The following is a 14,570-nucleotide window of genomic DNA, read 5'->3' as shown; positions in this document are numbered from 1 at the left end:
ATGACCCTTGCCGCCATCACCCTCAAGCAGTTGCGCACGCTTCTGAGCGTGGCCGAACACCGCTCGCTGACGGCGGCGGCGGCGGCGCTGAACCAGACAACCCCTGCGATTCACAGCCAGATTCGCAAGCTGGAGGACCTGGTGGGGCGGCCGTTGCTGTGTCGGGAGGGGGACGGGGCGGGCTATGTTCTGACCCCGTCGGGCGCGGCGATGGCGCGGGCCGCACGGCGGATCGACGCCAATTTGTCGCACGCCGCCGACGATCTGCGCGCTGTCTCGGCGGGGTTTCAGGGCCATGTGCGCCTGAGCACGGTCTCGACCGCGCAATATTTCGCGCCGCTGCTGGTGCGGATGCTGCGCGATGCGCTGCCCGAGATCGAGGTCGGCCTGCATGTCGGCAACCGCCGCGAGGTGATCGCGGAACTCGAGCAGGGCCGTGCCGATCTTGCGGTGATGGGGCGCCCGCCACGGGTGCCGCCGGTCTGGTCCGAGCCGCTGGGAGCGCATCCGCACGGGATTCTCCTGCCGCCCGGTCATCGGCTGGCCGGGCAGGACGGGTTCGATTCGGTCGAACTTCTCGAGGAGACCTTCGTCGTGCGCGAGGACGGATCGGGCACGCGGGCGCTGATGATGCGCTATCTCGACCGGATGCGCGAGGGCGCAAGCCCGGCGATGATAGAATTCAGTGGCAACGAGATCATCAAGCAGGCGGTGATCGCGGGGCTTGGCATCGCGTTCCTGTCGCTGCACACCGCGCGTGACGAACTGGCCTCGGGGCGGCTGTCGCTCTTGCGCGGCCCCGGCCTGCCGGTGATGCGGCAATGGTATCTGGTGCGCCCGGTTGGGGTGACGCCGACCGTGGCCTGCGATCAGGTGGCGGGCGCGATCATCGGCTTTGCCGGGGCGTATTTCCCGCGCTTGGACGGTCTTAGCGGGTGAGTGCCGCGTAGAGCGCGGGCAGCCGTTCGGGCAGGCGCTCGACCTTCTCGACCACCTGCACGTTGCGCGGGCCGAAAATGCGCTGCCCATAGGCATCGGCACCGGGATCGAGCGTCAGGCAGAACGGGGTTATGCCCCGCCGCGTCGCCTCTTCCACCGCGCGGCGGGCATCGGCGCGCAGGTAAAGCGGATCGCGCACGTCGATATCGGCGGGCGCGCCATCGGTGATCACCAGCATCAGCCGCCGGGTCGCGCGCACCCCGGCCAGCGCCGCCGTGGCATGGCGGATCGCGGCCCCCATCCGGGTCGAGAGCCGCCCCTCGGCCCCCATGATCCGGGCCTTGGCGGACATGCCCCAAGGATCGGCAAAATCCTTGAACCGCTGATAGAACACCTGCGCGCGCCCATCCGAACAAAACCCGTGCACGGCAAAGCTGTCGCCGACGCGCGCGATGGCCTCCGCGAGAAGCACCGAGGCCGCGCGCGTCAGGTCAAGCACGGTCTGCCCGCTCGATGTGGGATCGTTGGTCGATTCCGACAGATCGAGCAGCACCAGAACGGCGGTGTCGCGCTGGTTGATCACGCGGCGCATCATGATCCGTTGATCGGGCTGCTGTCTGAGCCGCGTGTCGATGGCGGCGGCAACGGCGGCATTTAGATCGAGATCGTCGCCATCCTCAAGCTTGCGCACCCGGCTCACGCCCTGCGGGCGCATCGCCGCAAGCCGGTGGCGCAGCCGCTGCATCACCGCCGCATGCTCGTGCAGGATCGCCTCGGCGCCGACCGGGTCGCCCATGCGCGCGCGGCGTTCCAGCACCGTGGCCCAGGCCGGGCGCATCATTTGGATGGTATGGTCGAACTCGTCGTAGAAGACCGGCGGGGCAAACGGTTCGCGGCCCTCGCGTTCGTTGAAACTGGTGCCGTCATCGTCGAACAACTCATGCGCCTGCACCCAGATTTCCTGCGCGTCGTCACCTGCGGTCTCGACCTCGACCTCGTTGACCATTTCCATGACAGAGACGTGCTTGCGCACCTGCGCGGGCGAGGCGGCGATGGTGTCGAAATCGAGCTCCTCATACGCCCACAGGATCCGGTTATCGCAGCGATAGGGGCAGGAGGGGCGATCGCGCCAGATTGAGAACGGCTGCTCGCGCAACCGGTCGGCCAGCGCAAGGCCCAAACGACGCGCGGCCGCCATGTCGGCGGGGTCGATGGCACCAAAGCCACGCAACGCCCAGTCCGACAGATCGTCCTCGGCCTTTCCCAGAAGCAGCGCGCGCGCGATCCGGTCAAAAGCCCCGGAAATTCCCGGGCCGGTCTGCTGGTGAAACGGGGCCCAGAGATCGCGCAGGCGCGGCAGGCGGGCGATGGCCAGCGCCTCGGCGCGGGCATCCTCGATCAACCCGATCGAGGCCATTTGCAGCCCGTTGATCCCCTCGCCCTGATGGGCGTGATCGAGCGCCGACAGATGCGCCGCCAGATGCGCCAGCGCGGCGCGGTAGAGATCGAGCGCGGGCAGCCCCTGCCAATCATCGAGAGCATCGGGCAGGTAGAGCGTGTAGCCCTCGACATAGGGTTGCAGCCCCGCGCGGCTGTCGAAATCCCCCGCCGTCGGGGCCATTACGAAATCGCGCCCCCAGAGCGCGCGCGCATACATGCCGAGGCGGCGCTGCACATCGACAAAGAGCGTGCCCTTGCGCTCACGCTTGAGCACGGCGCGCGATTCCTCGCTGGCCAGCGCGAAATAGCGTTCCAGTTCCGGGTAATCGGTGCGATGCGCGTCGGCCCCCCAATCGGCCCAGCGGCGCAAACCGCCGAGCGTGAGCACGTCGAGCAAGTCACCCAATTGATCGAGCATCGGACGCATCCCGCGCGGCGCGCGCGACAGAAGATGCTCAAGAAACCGCAGATAGCTGCGAAAAAGCGTGGCATCGCCCAGACGGCGGGCGGCAATCGGCGCGGTGGCGACGATGCGCGTGATCACGGCACCGGAGGTGCGCGAGGCGAAACCGGCGCAGTCGGTGGCGAAATCGGCGAGGATATCCTCACCCAGATCGCGCGCCACCTGCGGCGCGGCCTCGATCCAGGCCAGCACCAGCGCCTCGCCGCGCCCGAGCCGATAGAGCCCGCCCACGCCTCGCAGCCAGGTGTCGAGACCGCGGGGCGACAGGCGGCGGCGCGCATCGGGAAGGGCGGCGGCCAGCGCCGGATGCAGGGCCTCGGGCAAGTCCCCGGCCAGCCCGGCCTGATCGGGCGGCAGCAAGGCCGCCAGTTCATAACCAGGTTGCGACGGCGGCATCGAGGGCATCGCGCATATCCGGGTCATCGGTGATCGGGCGGGTCAGGGCCATGCCGCAGGCGGCGCGCGGTGCGACCCCGCGCACCATCAGCCGCCCGGCATGGATGAGCATCCGCGTCGAGATACCTTCATCCAGACCGTGCCCCTTGAGATTGCGCGCCCGCGCGCCGATCTCGACCAGCTTGCCCGCCACCTCGGCATCGCATCCGGCCTCGTGCGCGACGATCTCGGTCTCTGTCTCGGCCTCGGGCCAGGTGAAATCGAGCGCGCCAAAGCGTTGCTTGGTCGATTGCTTGAGGTCTTTCATCAGCGACTGGTAACCGGGGTTGTAGCTGATCACCAAAAGGAAATCGGGATGCGCGCGCAAGAGCTCGCCCTTTTTCTCCAGCGGCAGCACGCGGCGGTCATCGGTCAGCGGATGGATGACAACGGTGGTGTCCTGCCGTGCCTCCACCACCTCGTCGAGATAGCAGATGCAGCCGTGGCGCGCGGCAAAGGTCAGCGGGCCATCCTGCCAGCGGGTGCCGCTCGTATCGAGCAGGAAACGCCCCACCAGATCGGAGGCGGTCATGTCCTCGTTGCACGCGACGGTGACAAGCGGGCGGCCCAACCGCCAGGCCATATGCTCGACAAAGCGGGTCTTGCCGCAGCCGGTGGGACCCTTGAGCATCACCGGCATCCGCGCTTCCCAGGCGGCCTCGAAAAGCGTGACCTCCTCGCCCACGGGGCGATACCAGGGCTCGGACGTGATGCGGTGCTCGGCGGTGGGGTCGGGCATGTCCATGGGTCTCCTCCTCTCGTGTGGCTGGCCCGCCCCGTGAGGGGGCGGGCCGGACCGTCAGACCGGGGTGCCGCGCCGAACCACCATGTTCGCGCCCTGGCTCTGGGTGAAATTGTCATAGCCCAGAAGCCGCACGTGATTGCCGGGATTGGCCGCGTGACACGCCTCGATCTCGGCGAGGATCACGTCCACATCGGTCTCGCCGAACATCGGCAGTTTCCACATATACCAGTAGTTCGAAGTGGCGAATTGCGGCTCGGTATGCTCGATGGCCGGGTTCCAGCCATGTTGCACGATCCATTCCACCTGCTTGCGGATCTCCTCGGGCGTCATCTCGGGCAGGTAGGAAAACGTGCCCATCTTGCGGCTCGCCGGGTCCGAAAGCCGCGATGTATAGTCCTGAACGTTGCTCATGATCTCTGTCTCCCTTTTGCGGCTCAGCGGTGCTGCACGTCGAGCTTGTCCACGGTGTCGAATTCGAACTTGATCTCTTTCCATGTCTCCATGGCGATCTTGAGTTCGGGGCTGTGCTCGGCGGCCTTGATGAGGATGTCCTTGCCCTCTTTCTCGAGCGCGCGGCCCTCGTTGCGGGCCTGCACGCAGGCCTCGAGCGCGACGCGGTTGGCCGCGGCCCCGGCAGCATTGCCCCAGGGGTGGCCCAGCGTGCCACCGCCGAATTGCAGCACCGAATCGTTGCCGAAGATCGCCACCAGCGCCGGCATGTGCCAGACATGGATGCCACCCGAGGCGACCGGAAAGACGCCGGGCATCGAGCCCCAGTCCTGATCGAAAAAGATGCCGCGCGTGCGGTCCTCGGCGACAAACCGGTCGCGCAGCAGGTCGATCCAGCCCAGCGTCGCCTCGCGGTCGCCTTCGAGCTTGCCGACCACCGTGCCGGAATGCAGGTGATCGCCGCCCAGAAGCCGCAGCATCTTGGCCAGCACGCGGAAGTTGATGCCGTGATTGGGGTTGCGGTCGATCACCGCGTGCATGGCGCGGTGGACATGGAGCAGAAGCCCGTTGTCGCGGCACCACTTGCTGAGCGAGTTGTGCGCCGCCCAGCCGATCGTCAGATAATCCGACATGATGATCGGCGTGCCCAGTTCCTTGGCGAATTCGGCGCGCTGGAACATCTCCTCGACCGTGGGCGCGGTCACGTTCATGTAGTGGCCCTTGCGCTCGCCGGTCTCGGCCTCGGATTTGTCGATGGCCTCCTGGCAGAACAGGAAGCGGTCGCGCCAGCGCATGAAGGGCTGGCTGTTGACGTTCTCGTCGTCCTTGGTGAAATCGAGCCCGCCGCGCAGGCATTCATAAACGGCACGGCCATAGTTCTTGGCCGAAAGGCCCAGCTTCGGCTTGATCGTGCAGCCCAGAAGCGGGCGGCCGTATTTGTCCATCTTGTCACGCTCGACATGGATGCCATGCGGCGGGCCGAAACAGGTCTTCACGAACCAGATCGGAAAGCGCACATCTTCCAGCCGCAGCGACCGCACCGCCTTGAAGCCAAAGACGTTGCCGACCAGCGAGGTAAACACGTTGACGACAGAGCCTTCCTCGAACAGATCCGCCGGATAGGCAATGAAGGCAAAGAAGGCGTCGTCATTGCCCGGCACGTCCTCGATCCGGTAGGCGCGGCCCTTGTAGTGATCAAGATCGGTCAGAAGGTCGGTCCAGACGGTCGTCCATGTGCCGGTGGAGCTTTCGGCGGCGACGGCGGCGGCGGCCTCCTCGCGCGGCACACCGGCCTGCGGGATCACCTTGAAACAGGCGAGGATATCGGTGTCCTTCACCGCGTAATCGGGTTCCCAATATGTTGCGCGGTAGTCCTTGACCCCCGCATCATAGGTCTTGCGCACTTCCTTGTTCATCTCGCGCCCTCCTCCGGCGTTTTGGATGGGCCGAGGATGCGCGACTGCGGGGATAATCAGAAATCGTTTGTTTTTATCTCAAGAATACATAATTCTCTATTCATGCGGTATACCCTGCGCCAGCTTGAGGTTTTCACGGCGGTGGCCCGGCGGCTGTCTTACACGGGCGCCGCCGAGGACCTGAATTTGACGCAACCGGCGGTTTTCGCGCAGGTGCGCCAGCTTGAGGCGCAGATCGGCGAGCCGCTGATCGAGCGGACCGGGCGCAGGCTTTCGGTCACCGAGGCGGGGGTCCTGGTGCTGCGCAGCGCGGCGGCGATCCTTGCCGAGGTCGAGCGGATTGAGGCCGGGATCGCGGCGCTGCGCGGGATTTCGGCGGGGCGGCTCGATCTGGCGGTGGTCTCGACGGCGAAATACACCCTGCCCTGGCTCATCGGTCCATTCAGCCGCGCCCATCCCGGCATCGACATCCGCCTGACGGTGGGCAATCGCAGCGACTTGCTGGAGCGATTCGCCGATCACCGCGATGACCTTTACGTTCTGGGTGCCCTGCCTGCGGATCTTGACGCCGACCATGTGCCCCTGGCCGAGAATCCCATTGTCGTCGTGGCCGCCCCCGATCATCCGCTGGCCGGGACGCGCGCGGTCACGCTCAACGATCTCGCCGGGTTTCCGCTGGTCATGCGCGAACAGGGATCGGGCACGCGCCGTGCCGCCGAGGCGCATTTCGCCGAGGCCGGTCTGGTGCCCCTCATCCATTACGAACTGGGGGCCAACGAGGCGGTAAAACAGGCCGTCATCGCCGGGCTTGGCCCGGCGATCCTGTCGCGTGGCACGGTCGAGCTGGAACTGACCCACGGCTATCTGGTCGAACTGGATGTGACCGGCTTTCCGCTGCGCCGCACATGGTCGATGGCCTGGAGCCGCAATCGCCCGCTCTCGCGCGCCGCCGCCGCGCTGCGCGATACGCTTCTGTCAGGAACTGGGCAGACGTCGATTTATATGGCCCGCGCCCAAGGGTCACCCCCCAAAATTCCGGGCTGACCTAAACCGAGGCAAACCCGGTGATAAGCTGTTTCAACCCAAGCGCCGCGCCTGCGAAGATGGCGGCAAGCGTGACCGGCGCGCTGAGTGCCAGCACGGAAAAAGCCGACATGCCCTGTCCGACCGAACAGCCAACCGCGATCACCCCGCCAAAGCCCATGCAGACACCGCCAAGGATCTGGCGGCGCAATTCGCGCGGGTCTTCGCAGGCTTCCCAGCGGAAATGACCCTTGATGAGGCTGCCCGCAAAGGCCCCGGCCAGGACCCCGAACACCGAGGCCACGCCAAAGCTGAAGGCGGTGCCGCCGCTGGCGGTCATCAGGTAGAGGATGGTATCTCCAAGCGGGGCGGAAAACGTATGCGATACCACCGGCTGTGGCAGAAAGCCATGCGTGGCCACATAGGAGGTGACCGCCCATCCCGACGCGATGGCCACCCCGACCATGGCCCCCCAGAACACCGCTCGCGGTTTGGCCAGAAACCCCCGCGAGGCAAGCGCCAGCACCATGATCCCAAGCGACAGGATCATTCCTCCCCAGAGCATCGGCACGCCGGTCAGGCGCGCGATCAGCTCGGCATAGCTGCGGGTCTGCAAGCTCAGGCTGCTGGCCTCGGTCAGCGTCACGCGCAGGGCCGCCAAGGGCCCCGACATCATGGCATAGGCCGAAATCCCCATGACCAGCACGATCACGAAGGCCCGCAAATCGCCGCCACCAAACCGCGCCAACGCGCCATGGCCGCAATTCCCGGCAATCGACATGCCATAGCCGAAGAGAAGCCCGCCGATCACGCTGGCAAGGGGTGACCATGGGGTCAGCCAATAGACATTCGCGGCGATCTCGAACCACCCCAGCATCGCCATGCCAAACGCCGCCACCCCGGCAAAGCCGATGGCCAGCCCCCACATGCGAAGGCGCGTATCGCTGCCTTGGTAAAGCACATCCTCGATCGCCCCAAGCGTGCAAAACCGCCCGACCCGCGCCGCAAGCCCCAAGAGCACCCCGCCGCCAAAGGCCACAAGAGCAATGAGAAACTGTTCGGGAATGTCAGAAATCATGCCGCCCTCCCTGTCATCCACGCGGCCAAGCCAGACGCAGCGCTCAGGCCTTGCGGCAGAACATATCGTAGATGACCGTCAGGATCCGCATTGTGCGCTCGTCTGTCAAACGGTAATAGATGGTCTTTCCTTCACGTCTTGGGGTGACAAGCCCCTCCAGCCGCAGCCGGGAGAGCTGTTGCGACACGGCTGCCTGACGTGCCGACAACAGGTCCTCAAGCTCTGACACGGATTTTTCGCCGGTCGTGAGGTAACACAGGATCATCAACCGCCCCTCGTGGCTGATCGCCTTGAGGAATTCCGACGCATCGCAGGCGTGGCTGTGCATCGTATCAAGGCTTTGGGCTGTTATGTCCATGCTGTTCGGGCCATGTTGTGTTCAATTGCTCGTTTGCGGGGCGGTCGCCTCGGGGTGTTGGTCAAGAAGTCGCGTTAGGGTGAACCAGAAGAATTCATCGCCCGCATAGCCCTCGATCCGGCCCAGTTCGCGGCCCTCGTCGATCAGAACAAAGGTCGGCGTGAACACCGGGCGCGATGTAAAGGTGATGTCAGGCGGCAGATCGTTGATTTGCGCGCGACGCAGGGGGGCGCGCGCGGATTCGGTTGTTTTGGGGTAAATGGGTGCGATTTCGGCATTCCAGCGGTCGCACCAATGGCATCCGTGGCGTTCCACCATCAACAGTTCCGCCGCTTGCGACGAAATTGGCAGCACAGTCAGTGCAAGGCTGACCAGTAGAGCGTTGAGATGCATAGGCGCCCCGATTGACGAATTGTCAAAAACATATGATAGTTTGAATATATAAATCACGCAACCCCGAGGGTGCCAATGTTCGATGTCTCGCTGCTGAGCGCCTTTTTGGGGGGGCTGATCGTGTTCTTTTCGCCCTGCGTGTTGCCGATCGTGCCGTTTTACCTGAGCTACATGGCCGGGGCGTCGGTTTCGGCGGTGGGCGCGGGCGGGCAGCTTGCGCCGGGCGTGCGGGCGCGCGCCTTTGCCGCCTCGGTGATGTTTTCTGCCGGGATCATCACGGTTTTCGTGCTGCTTGGCGCGGCGGCCTTCGGCCTTAGCCAGGTGTTCCGCGCGCACCAGACCGAATTCCGCCTTGTGGCGGCGCTGATCGTGCTGGTGCTTGGCCTGCACTTTCTCGGTGTGTTGAAAATCGGTTTTCTCAACCGGGTGTTCCAGATGGAGGCGGGCGAGACCAAGGGCATGTCGGTGCTGGGGGCCTATGTGGTGGGCTTTGCCTTTGCCGCCGGGTGGACGCCCTGCGTGGGTGGCGTTCTGACGGCGGTGGTCTTTACCGCCAGCACCGAATCGACCGCGATGCAGGGGCTTGGCCTGATGCTGGTCTTTGGGTTGGCCATGACCACGCCGTTCATGATCGCGGCGCTGTTCATCGGCCCGTTCTTGCGCTTTGTCGCGCGGTTCCGGCGCCATCTGCCCAAGGTCGAAAAGGCGATGGGGCTTTTGCTGATCGTCTTTGCCGCACTGATCGCCACCGACAGCGTCAATTACATCGCGCAATGGATGCTGGAGACGTTTCCGGTGTTCCAGACCATATAGGAGGGAGATGACATGACCCGATTTCTCAGCTTTCTGGCAGCACTTGCGCTGGCACTGCCGGTCGCGGCGGCGGAGCTTGGTGACGACGGATTGCACAAGACCGACTGGATGCGCGACACCTTCAAGGACCTGCGCGAGGACCTTGCCGAGGCCAATGCCGAGGGCAAGCGCCTGATGCTGCTGGTCGAACAGCGCGGCTGTATCTATTGCGAAAAGATGCACAAAGAGGTGTTCCCCCGTCCCGAGATCGCCGATTACATCCGCGAGAATTTCTTTGTCGTGCAGATCAACCTGCATGGCGATGTCGAGGTGACCGATTTCGACGGCGAATCGCTGACCGAGAAGCAGGCCACGCGCAAATGGGGGCTGCTCTTTACCCCGTCGATTCTGTTCCTGCCCGAATCGGTTGAGGACGGACAAACGGCGGCCGATGCAGCGGTAGCGCTCATGCCCGGCGCGTTCGGACCCGGCACCACGCTCGACATGCTGACATGGGTGCGCGAAAAGCGGTATGAGCTTGACGGCGAAGAGGATTTTCAACGCTACCACGCCCGGATGACCGCCGAACGCGCCGCTACCAAGTCCGAGTGAGCGCGGCAAAGGTGAGGGCGGGAATACATTAAATTCAATAATCCGAATTTAATGTTGTGTGATGTGGTTTTTGTGTCCTATGATATACCGAAATCCGAATGTGTTAGGGAGGACGCATGAAACGCAAGATTCTTGCTTTGGCGCTGGCCGGGCTGGCCACTGGCACAGCCGCCGCCGAAATCGCCCCTGGGGATGTCGTTTATCAAGACGGCGCCGTCACCACCTCGCTGACCGGAGCGCCGGGTGACCCAGCGCGAGGGCGCGAGGTGCTGGGCAGCCGCTCGCTTGGTAACTGCGTCGCGTGCCATGCCAATTCGGACATGGCCGACATTCCGTTTCACGGTGAAATCGGTCCGATGCTTGATGGGGCGGGCGACCGCTGGACCGAGGCCGAACTGCGCGGGATCGTCGCCAACGCCAAGATGATGTTTCCCGAGTCGATGATGCCCAGCTTCTACCGCGTCGATGGCTACACCCGTCCGGGCAACGCCTTTACCGGCGAAGCCGCCGACGAGACGTTTGGCCCGCTTCTGACGGCACAGCAGATCGAGGATGTGGTTGCCTACCTGGTGACCCTCAAGGAATGACCGCACGCCCCGTCGCGGGCGCAAGAGACAGGAGTAACGACAGATGCAACTTTCACGACGCAACGTGATGATCATGGGCGCGGGGGCTTTCGTGGCCTTTGGCCTGCCGATGCGCGCCAGCGCCGCCGCCGAGGACCGGATCGCGGAATTCACCGGCGGGGCAGCGATGTCTGACACCGGCATCACGCTGACCGCGCCGGAAATCGCCGAAAACGGCAACACCGTGCCGGTCGAGGTGTCCGCGCCGGGTGCCGTGTCCATCCTTGTGCTGGCCACGGGCAACCCGACGCCGGGCGTGGCCACGTTCAACTTTGGCCCCTTGGCCGGATCGCAATACGGATCGACCCGGATCCGCCTTGCCGGAACGCAGGATGTTGTCGCCATCGCAAAGATGCAGGACGGCACGTTTGCGCGCGCCTCGCGCAACGTCAAGGTCACCATCGGCGGTTGCGGCGGCTAAGCACATTCAAGGAGAGACACCATGGCACAAGATGTAAAACCCCGCATCAAGCTTCCGAAATCGGCCGCGGCCGGCGAAACCATCTCGATCAAGACGCTGATCAACCACACGATGGAATCGGGCCAGCGCAAGGATGCAGACGGCAACCTGATCCCGCGCTCGATCATCAACCGCTTCACCACTGAATTCAACGGCCAGATGGTCGTCGATGTGGTGATGGAACCGGCCATCTCGACCAATCCCTATTTCGAGTTCGAGGCCGTGGTGCCGGAAGCGGGCGAATTCAAGTTCACCTGGTATGACGATGACGGCTCGATCTACGAGGAAACCAAGAAGATCGCGCTCGGCTGAGCTGCCATCGTCACGGGAGGGACGAGAATGACAAGAAACACCATGATCGCCGCGTTTTTCGGGGCCACCGCGATGTTGACAAGCCCTGCCTTTGCAGAGCCGGTCGACGACACGCTGATCCTCAACGAAGAGCTGGAGCTTGTCACCCGGACGGCACCTTCGGCGGCGCTTGAGGGCGCGCTGCCCGAGGTGATTTCGGGCTGGCACTTTCGCGGCACCGAAACCCGCGCCATGCAGGCGGATGATTTCGACAATCCCGGCATGATGTTCGTCGAACAGGCGCGCGAAAGCTGGGATACCGTGGAAGGCGAAGCAGGCAAATCCTGCGCAAGCTGCCATGGTAGTGTCGACGAGTCGATGAAGGGTGTGCGCGCGGTCTACCCCAAGTGGAACGAGGCCGCTGGCGAGGTGCGGACCCTTGAAATGCAGGTCAACGCCTGCCGCACCGAGCAAATGAAGGCCGAGCCGCTGAAATATTCCGGCAGCGACATGATCAACATGACAGCGTTGATTTCGTCGGTCTCGCGCGGGATGCCGGTGAACGTGGCCATCGACGGCCCGGCGCGTGAGACATGGGAAAAAGGTAAGGAAATCTACTATACCCGCTACGGCCAGCTGGAACTGTCCTGCGCCAATTGCCACGAGCAGAATTACGGCAACATGATCCGCGCGGATCACCTGAGCCAAGGCCAGATCAACGGGTTTCCCACCTATCGCCTGAAGAACACCAAGCTCAATTCGGCGCATGGCCGTTTCAAGGGCTGTATCCGTGACACGCGGGGGGAAACCTTTGCCGAAGGCAGCCCCGAGTTCATCGCGCTCGAGCTTTACGTGGCCAGCCGTGGCAACGGGCTGTCGGTCGAAGGGCCGTCGGTGCGCAACTAACCGGAAAACCCCGCCAGACATCAGGCTGGCGGGGTTTCTGTACCTCAAAACATTCAAAACTCCGCATGGGTTATATGCGAAAGCTCGAAAGGTCCGACATGATCTCGCGGCGTGATTTTCTTCAGACCAGCATGGCTGCCTCGGCGATTCTGGGGGCCTCGTCCTTCGGCAACTGGGCAAGGCTCGCTGCGCAGCAGGCGCTTACTCAGGATCAGTTGTTGCAATTCGACACCTTCGGCAATGTCAGCCTGATCCACATCACTGATATTCACGCGCAGCTAAAGCCGATCTATTTCCGCGAGCCGTCGATCAATATCGGTGTGGGCGACAATCGCGGTGTGGTGCCGCATGTGACCGGCGCAGCCTTCCGAAAACTCTACGGGATCGAGGACGGATCGCCATCAGCCTATGCGCTGACCTATGTTGACTTCTCCGCGCTGGCCAAGACCTATGGTCGCGTGGGCGGGCTGGATCGCGTGGCGACGGTGATCAACGCCATCCGCGCCGATCGCCCCGATGCGCTCTTGCTGGATGGCGGGGATACGTGGCACGGCTCCTATACCTGCTATCACACACAAGGGCAGGACATGGTCAACGTGATGAACGCGCTCAAGCCCGACGCGATGACCTTCCACTGGGAATTCACCCTCGGCACTGACCGCGTTCACGAGATTGTCGAGGGGCTGCCTTTTGCCGCTCTGGGACAGAACATATTTGACTCCGAATGGAACGAGCCCGCCGAGATGTTCCCGCCCTATACCTTCTTCGAGCGTGGCGGAGTCAAGATCGCCGTCATCGGTCAGGCCTTTCCCTACATGCCGATCGCGAACCCGGGCTGGATGTTCCCGGAATACTCGTTCGGTATCCGCGACGAGAATATGCAGGCGATGGTGGACGAGGTGCGCGGGCAGGGTGCCGAACTGGTCGTCTGCCTCAGCCACAACGGCTTTGACGTGGACAAGAAGATGGCGAGCCGCGTGAGCGGCATCGACGTGATCCTGTCAGGACACACCCATGACGCCCTCCCAGAGCCGGTTCTGGTGGGCGAGACGATCATCGTGGCCTCGGGCAGCAACGGCAAATTCGTGAGCCGGGTCGATCTTGACGTGCGCAATGGCCGGATGATGGGCTTTCGCCACAAGCTGATCCCGATTTTCTCGGACGTGATCGAACCGGACAAAGAGGTGAGCGCGCTCATAGACGAACAGCGCGGGCCCTATCTCGACCAGTTGACCGAGGTGATCGGCCAGACTGACGGCCTGCTCTATCGGCGTGGCAATTTCAACGGCACGTGGGACGATCTGATCTGCGATGCGCTGATTTCCGAGCGCGACGCCGATATCGCCATGTCCCCCGGCGTCCGTTGGGGGCCAAGCCTCATTCCCGGTCAGGACATCACCCGCGAGGATATCTTCAACGTGACCTCGATGACCTATGGCAAGGCGTATCGCAACGAGATGACCGGTGAGTTCATCAAGGTCATTCTCGAGGATGTTGCCGACAACATCTTCAACCCGGATCCCTATTACCAGCAGGGCGGCGACATGGTGCGCACGGGCGGGCTTGGCTACCGGATCGACATCAACCAGCCGCAGGGCAGCCGGATCAGCGACTTGACCCTGCTCAGGACCGGCGAGGCGATTGATCCGTCGAAAAATTACGTAGTCGCTGGCTGGGCCAGCGTGAACGAGGGCACCGAGGGTCCGCAGATCTGGGATGTGGTGGAAAACCATATCCGCAAGCAGGGCACCATCCGCCTTGCCCCCAATGACAGCGTCAAGGTCATTGGAGCGTAACAGCATGTTGAAAGGAGGCATTCGCCATGTCTGAACCGATCAAGGGCAAACCAACCTCACGCCGCGCCTTCCTGCGCGGCGGCGTGGCGGCGGCAGCCGGGGCCGTGGCCGCCGGGACCGCCAAGGCGGGCGCTCCCGATCCGCTCATTACCGACGTGCAGTCCTGGGCCAACGGGTTTGGGGACGGGGTGGATGCCACCCCCTACGGCCTGCCGATCCGGTTCGAATCGGACGTTATCCGCCGCAATGTGGAATGTCTGACGTCAGCACCCATGGGACAGTTTAGGCATATTGCGGAACGGAGGGTTTCCGGCTCATCGTAGCCTTCATGGAGCGAAGATGAGCAAG

16 protein-coding genes and 1 pseudogene are annotated in these 14,570 nt (G+C 63.8%); 10 read left to right on the top strand and 7 right to left on the bottom strand.

Annotated features, from left to right (window positions below):
• Nucleotides 1-939: a LysR family transcriptional regulator gene (locus tag ABIE57_RS18275; protein ID WP_354540474.1), complete on the top strand. Its 939-nt coding sequence runs from the start codon at nt 1-3 to the stop codon at nt 937-939.
• On the opposite strand, the gene ABIE57_RS18270 is transcribed toward ABIE57_RS18275, so the two are convergent.
• From ABIE57_RS18270 to ABIE57_RS18255, 4 genes are read right to left on the bottom strand one after another with little or no spacing between them, the layout of a single operon-like run.
• Complete coding sequence (locus tag ABIE57_RS18270) at nt 929-3,265, bottom strand: nitric oxide reductase activation protein NorD (RefSeq protein ID WP_354540473.1); 2,337 nt, start codon at nt 3,263-3,265, stop codon at nt 929-931. The genes ABIE57_RS18275 and ABIE57_RS18270 overlap by 11 nt on opposite strands.
• Complete coding sequence (locus tag ABIE57_RS18265) at nt 3,213-4,016, bottom strand: CbbQ/NirQ/NorQ/GpvN family protein (protein WP_354540488.1); 804 nt, start codon at nt 4,014-4,016, stop codon at nt 3,213-3,215. The genes ABIE57_RS18270 and ABIE57_RS18265 overlap by 53 nt, the downstream gene beginning before the upstream one ends.
• 60 nt (nt 4,017-4,076) lie before the next feature.
• Nucleotides 4,077-4,433: a ribulose bisphosphate carboxylase small subunit gene (locus ABIE57_RS18260; RefSeq protein ID WP_354540472.1), complete on the bottom strand. Its 357-nt coding sequence runs from the start codon at nt 4,431-4,433 to the stop codon at nt 4,077-4,079.
• A gap of 23 nt (nt 4,434-4,456) precedes the next feature.
• Complete coding sequence (locus ABIE57_RS18255) at nt 4,457-5,887, bottom strand: form I ribulose bisphosphate carboxylase large subunit (RefSeq protein WP_354540470.1); 1,431 nt, start codon at nt 5,885-5,887, stop codon at nt 4,457-4,459.
• A gap of 102 nt (nt 5,888-5,989) precedes the next feature.
• Here ABIE57_RS18255 and ABIE57_RS18250 point away from each other — a divergent pair, with 102 nt between their 5' ends.
• A complete protein-coding gene (locus ABIE57_RS18250) occupies nt 5,990-6,931 on the top strand; it encodes a LysR family transcriptional regulator (protein ID WP_354540469.1) in 942 nt (313 codons plus the stop codon).
• Between the two features lies 1 nt (nt 6,932).
• Here ABIE57_RS18250 and ABIE57_RS18245 read toward each other — a convergent pair whose 3' ends face one another.
• Genes ABIE57_RS18245 through ABIE57_RS18235 form a run of 3 tightly spaced genes read right to left on the bottom strand, consistent with a single transcriptional unit; the run spans nt 6,933 to nt 8,739 of the window.
• On the bottom strand, nt 6,933-7,988 hold the full coding sequence (locus tag ABIE57_RS18245) for a YeeE/YedE family protein (RefSeq protein WP_354540468.1): 1,056 nt from the start codon (nt 7,986-7,988) through the stop codon (nt 6,933-6,935).
• Between the two features lie 43 nt (nt 7,989-8,031).
• Complete coding sequence (locus ABIE57_RS18240; RefSeq protein WP_354540467.1) at nt 8,032-8,346, bottom strand: ArsR/SmtB family transcription factor; 315 nt, start codon at nt 8,344-8,346, stop codon at nt 8,032-8,034.
• A gap of 21 nt (nt 8,347-8,367) precedes the next feature.
• The gene (locus ABIE57_RS18235) at nt 8,368-8,739 is read right to left on the bottom strand and encodes a hypothetical protein (RefSeq protein WP_354540466.1); all 372 of its coding nucleotides are present in this window, start codon (nt 8,737-8,739) and stop codon (nt 8,368-8,370) included.
• A gap of 75 nt (nt 8,740-8,814) precedes the next feature.
• Between ABIE57_RS18235 and ABIE57_RS18230 the strand changes: the two genes are divergently transcribed.
• From ABIE57_RS18230 to ABIE57_RS18195, 8 genes and pseudogenes are all read left to right on the top strand, one after another.
• The gene (locus ABIE57_RS18230) at nt 8,815-9,552 is read left to right on the top strand and encodes a cytochrome c biogenesis CcdA family protein (RefSeq protein WP_354540465.1); all 738 of its coding nucleotides are present in this window, start codon (nt 8,815-8,817) and stop codon (nt 9,550-9,552) included.
• 12 nt (nt 9,553-9,564) lie between these two features.
• Entirely contained in the window at nt 9,565-10,143 is a 579-nt protein-coding gene (locus ABIE57_RS18225; RefSeq protein ID WP_354540464.1) for a thioredoxin family protein, read from the top strand.
• 116 nt (nt 10,144-10,259) lie between these two features.
• Complete coding sequence (gene soxX, locus ABIE57_RS18220) at nt 10,260-10,730, top strand: sulfur oxidation c-type cytochrome SoxX (RefSeq protein ID WP_354540463.1); 471 nt, start codon at nt 10,260-10,262, stop codon at nt 10,728-10,730.
• 43 nt (nt 10,731-10,773) lie between these two features.
• Nucleotides 10,774-11,190 (top strand): thiosulfate oxidation carrier protein SoxY, encoded by a 417-nt coding sequence (soxY, locus tag ABIE57_RS18215; protein ID WP_354540462.1) that lies wholly within the window; start codon nt 10,774-10,776, stop codon nt 11,188-11,190.
• 21 nt (nt 11,191-11,211) lie between these two features.
• Nucleotides 11,212-11,541: a thiosulfate oxidation carrier complex protein SoxZ gene (soxZ, locus tag ABIE57_RS18210; RefSeq protein ID WP_354540461.1), complete on the top strand. Its 330-nt coding sequence runs from the start codon at nt 11,212-11,214 to the stop codon at nt 11,539-11,541.
• A gap of 27 nt (nt 11,542-11,568) precedes the next feature.
• Nucleotides 11,569-12,426 (top strand): sulfur oxidation c-type cytochrome SoxA, encoded by an 858-nt coding sequence (gene soxA, locus ABIE57_RS18205; protein ID WP_354540460.1) that lies wholly within the window; start codon nt 11,569-11,571, stop codon nt 12,424-12,426.
• Nucleotides 12,427-12,524: 98 nt separating this feature from the next.
• Entirely contained in the window at nt 12,525-14,222 is a 1,698-nt protein-coding gene (gene soxB / locus ABIE57_RS18200) for a thiosulfohydrolase SoxB (RefSeq protein ID WP_354540459.1), read from the top strand.
• Between the two features lie 26 nt (nt 14,223-14,248).
• A pseudogene (locus tag ABIE57_RS18195) lies at nt 14,249-14,488 on the top strand (twin-arginine translocation signal domain-containing protein); the annotation flags it as partial.
• Between the last annotated feature and the right edge of the window lie 82 nt (nt 14,489-14,570).

The sequence above is a fragment of the Roseovarius sp. MBR-6 genome (genome assembly GCF_040547525.1).
Classification (GTDB): Bacteria; Pseudomonadota; Alphaproteobacteria; order Rhodobacterales; family Rhodobacteraceae; genus Roseovarius.
The sequence above is the reverse complement of the archived record's forward strand: the minus strand, read 5'-3'. Positions and strand labels throughout refer to the sequence as shown.

Bases quoted from the DNA above. Each gene is read 5' to 3' on its own strand.
- ABIE57_RS18230 (WP_354540465.1), top strand. From the start codon at position 8,815: ATGTTCGATGTCTCGCTGCTGAGCGCCTTTTTGGGGGGGCTGATCGTG.
- soxA (WP_354540460.1), top strand. From the start codon at position 11,569: ATGACAAGAAACACCATGATCGCCGCGTTTTTCGGGGCCACCGCGATG.
- ABIE57_RS18225 (WP_354540464.1), top strand. From the start codon at position 9,565: ATGACCCGATTTCTCAGCTTTCTGGCAGCACTTGCGCTGGCACTGCCG.
- ABIE57_RS18250 (WP_354540469.1), top strand. From the start codon at position 5,990: ATGCGGTATACCCTGCGCCAGCTTGAGGTTTTCACGGCGGTGGCCCGG.
- soxB (WP_354540459.1), top strand. From the start codon at position 12,525: ATGATCTCGCGGCGTGATTTTCTTCAGACCAGCATGGCTGCCTCGGCG.
- soxX (WP_354540463.1), top strand. From the start codon at position 10,260: ATGAAACGCAAGATTCTTGCTTTGGCGCTGGCCGGGCTGGCCACTGGC.
- ABIE57_RS18240 (WP_354540467.1), bottom strand. From the start codon at position 8,346: ATGGACATAACAGCCCAAAGCCTTGATACGATGCACAGCCACGCCTGC.
- ABIE57_RS18235 (WP_354540466.1), bottom strand. From the start codon at position 8,739: ATGCATCTCAACGCTCTACTGGTCAGCCTTGCACTGACTGTGCTGCCA.
- ABIE57_RS18260 (WP_354540472.1), bottom strand. From the start codon at position 4,433: ATGAGCAACGTTCAGGACTATACATCGCGGCTTTCGGACCCGGCGAGC.
- ABIE57_RS18245 (WP_354540468.1), bottom strand. From the start codon at position 7,988: ATGATTTCTGACATTCCCGAACAGTTTCTCATTGCTCTTGTGGCCTTT.
- ABIE57_RS18255 (WP_354540470.1), bottom strand. From the start codon at position 5,887: ATGAACAAGGAAGTGCGCAAGACCTATGATGCGGGGGTCAAGGACTAC.
- ABIE57_RS18275 (WP_354540474.1), top strand. From the start codon at position 1: ATGACCCTTGCCGCCATCACCCTCAAGCAGTTGCGCACGCTTCTGAGC.
- ABIE57_RS18265 (WP_354540488.1), bottom strand. From the start codon at position 4,016: ATGCCCGACCCCACCGCCGAGCACCGCATCACGTCCGAGCCCTGGTAT.
- soxZ (WP_354540461.1), top strand. From the start codon at position 11,212: ATGGCACAAGATGTAAAACCCCGCATCAAGCTTCCGAAATCGGCCGCG.
- soxY (WP_354540462.1), top strand. From the start codon at position 10,774: ATGCAACTTTCACGACGCAACGTGATGATCATGGGCGCGGGGGCTTTC.
- ABIE57_RS18270 (WP_354540473.1), bottom strand. From the start codon at position 3,265: ATGACCCGGATATGCGCGATGCCCTCGATGCCGCCGTCGCAACCTGGT.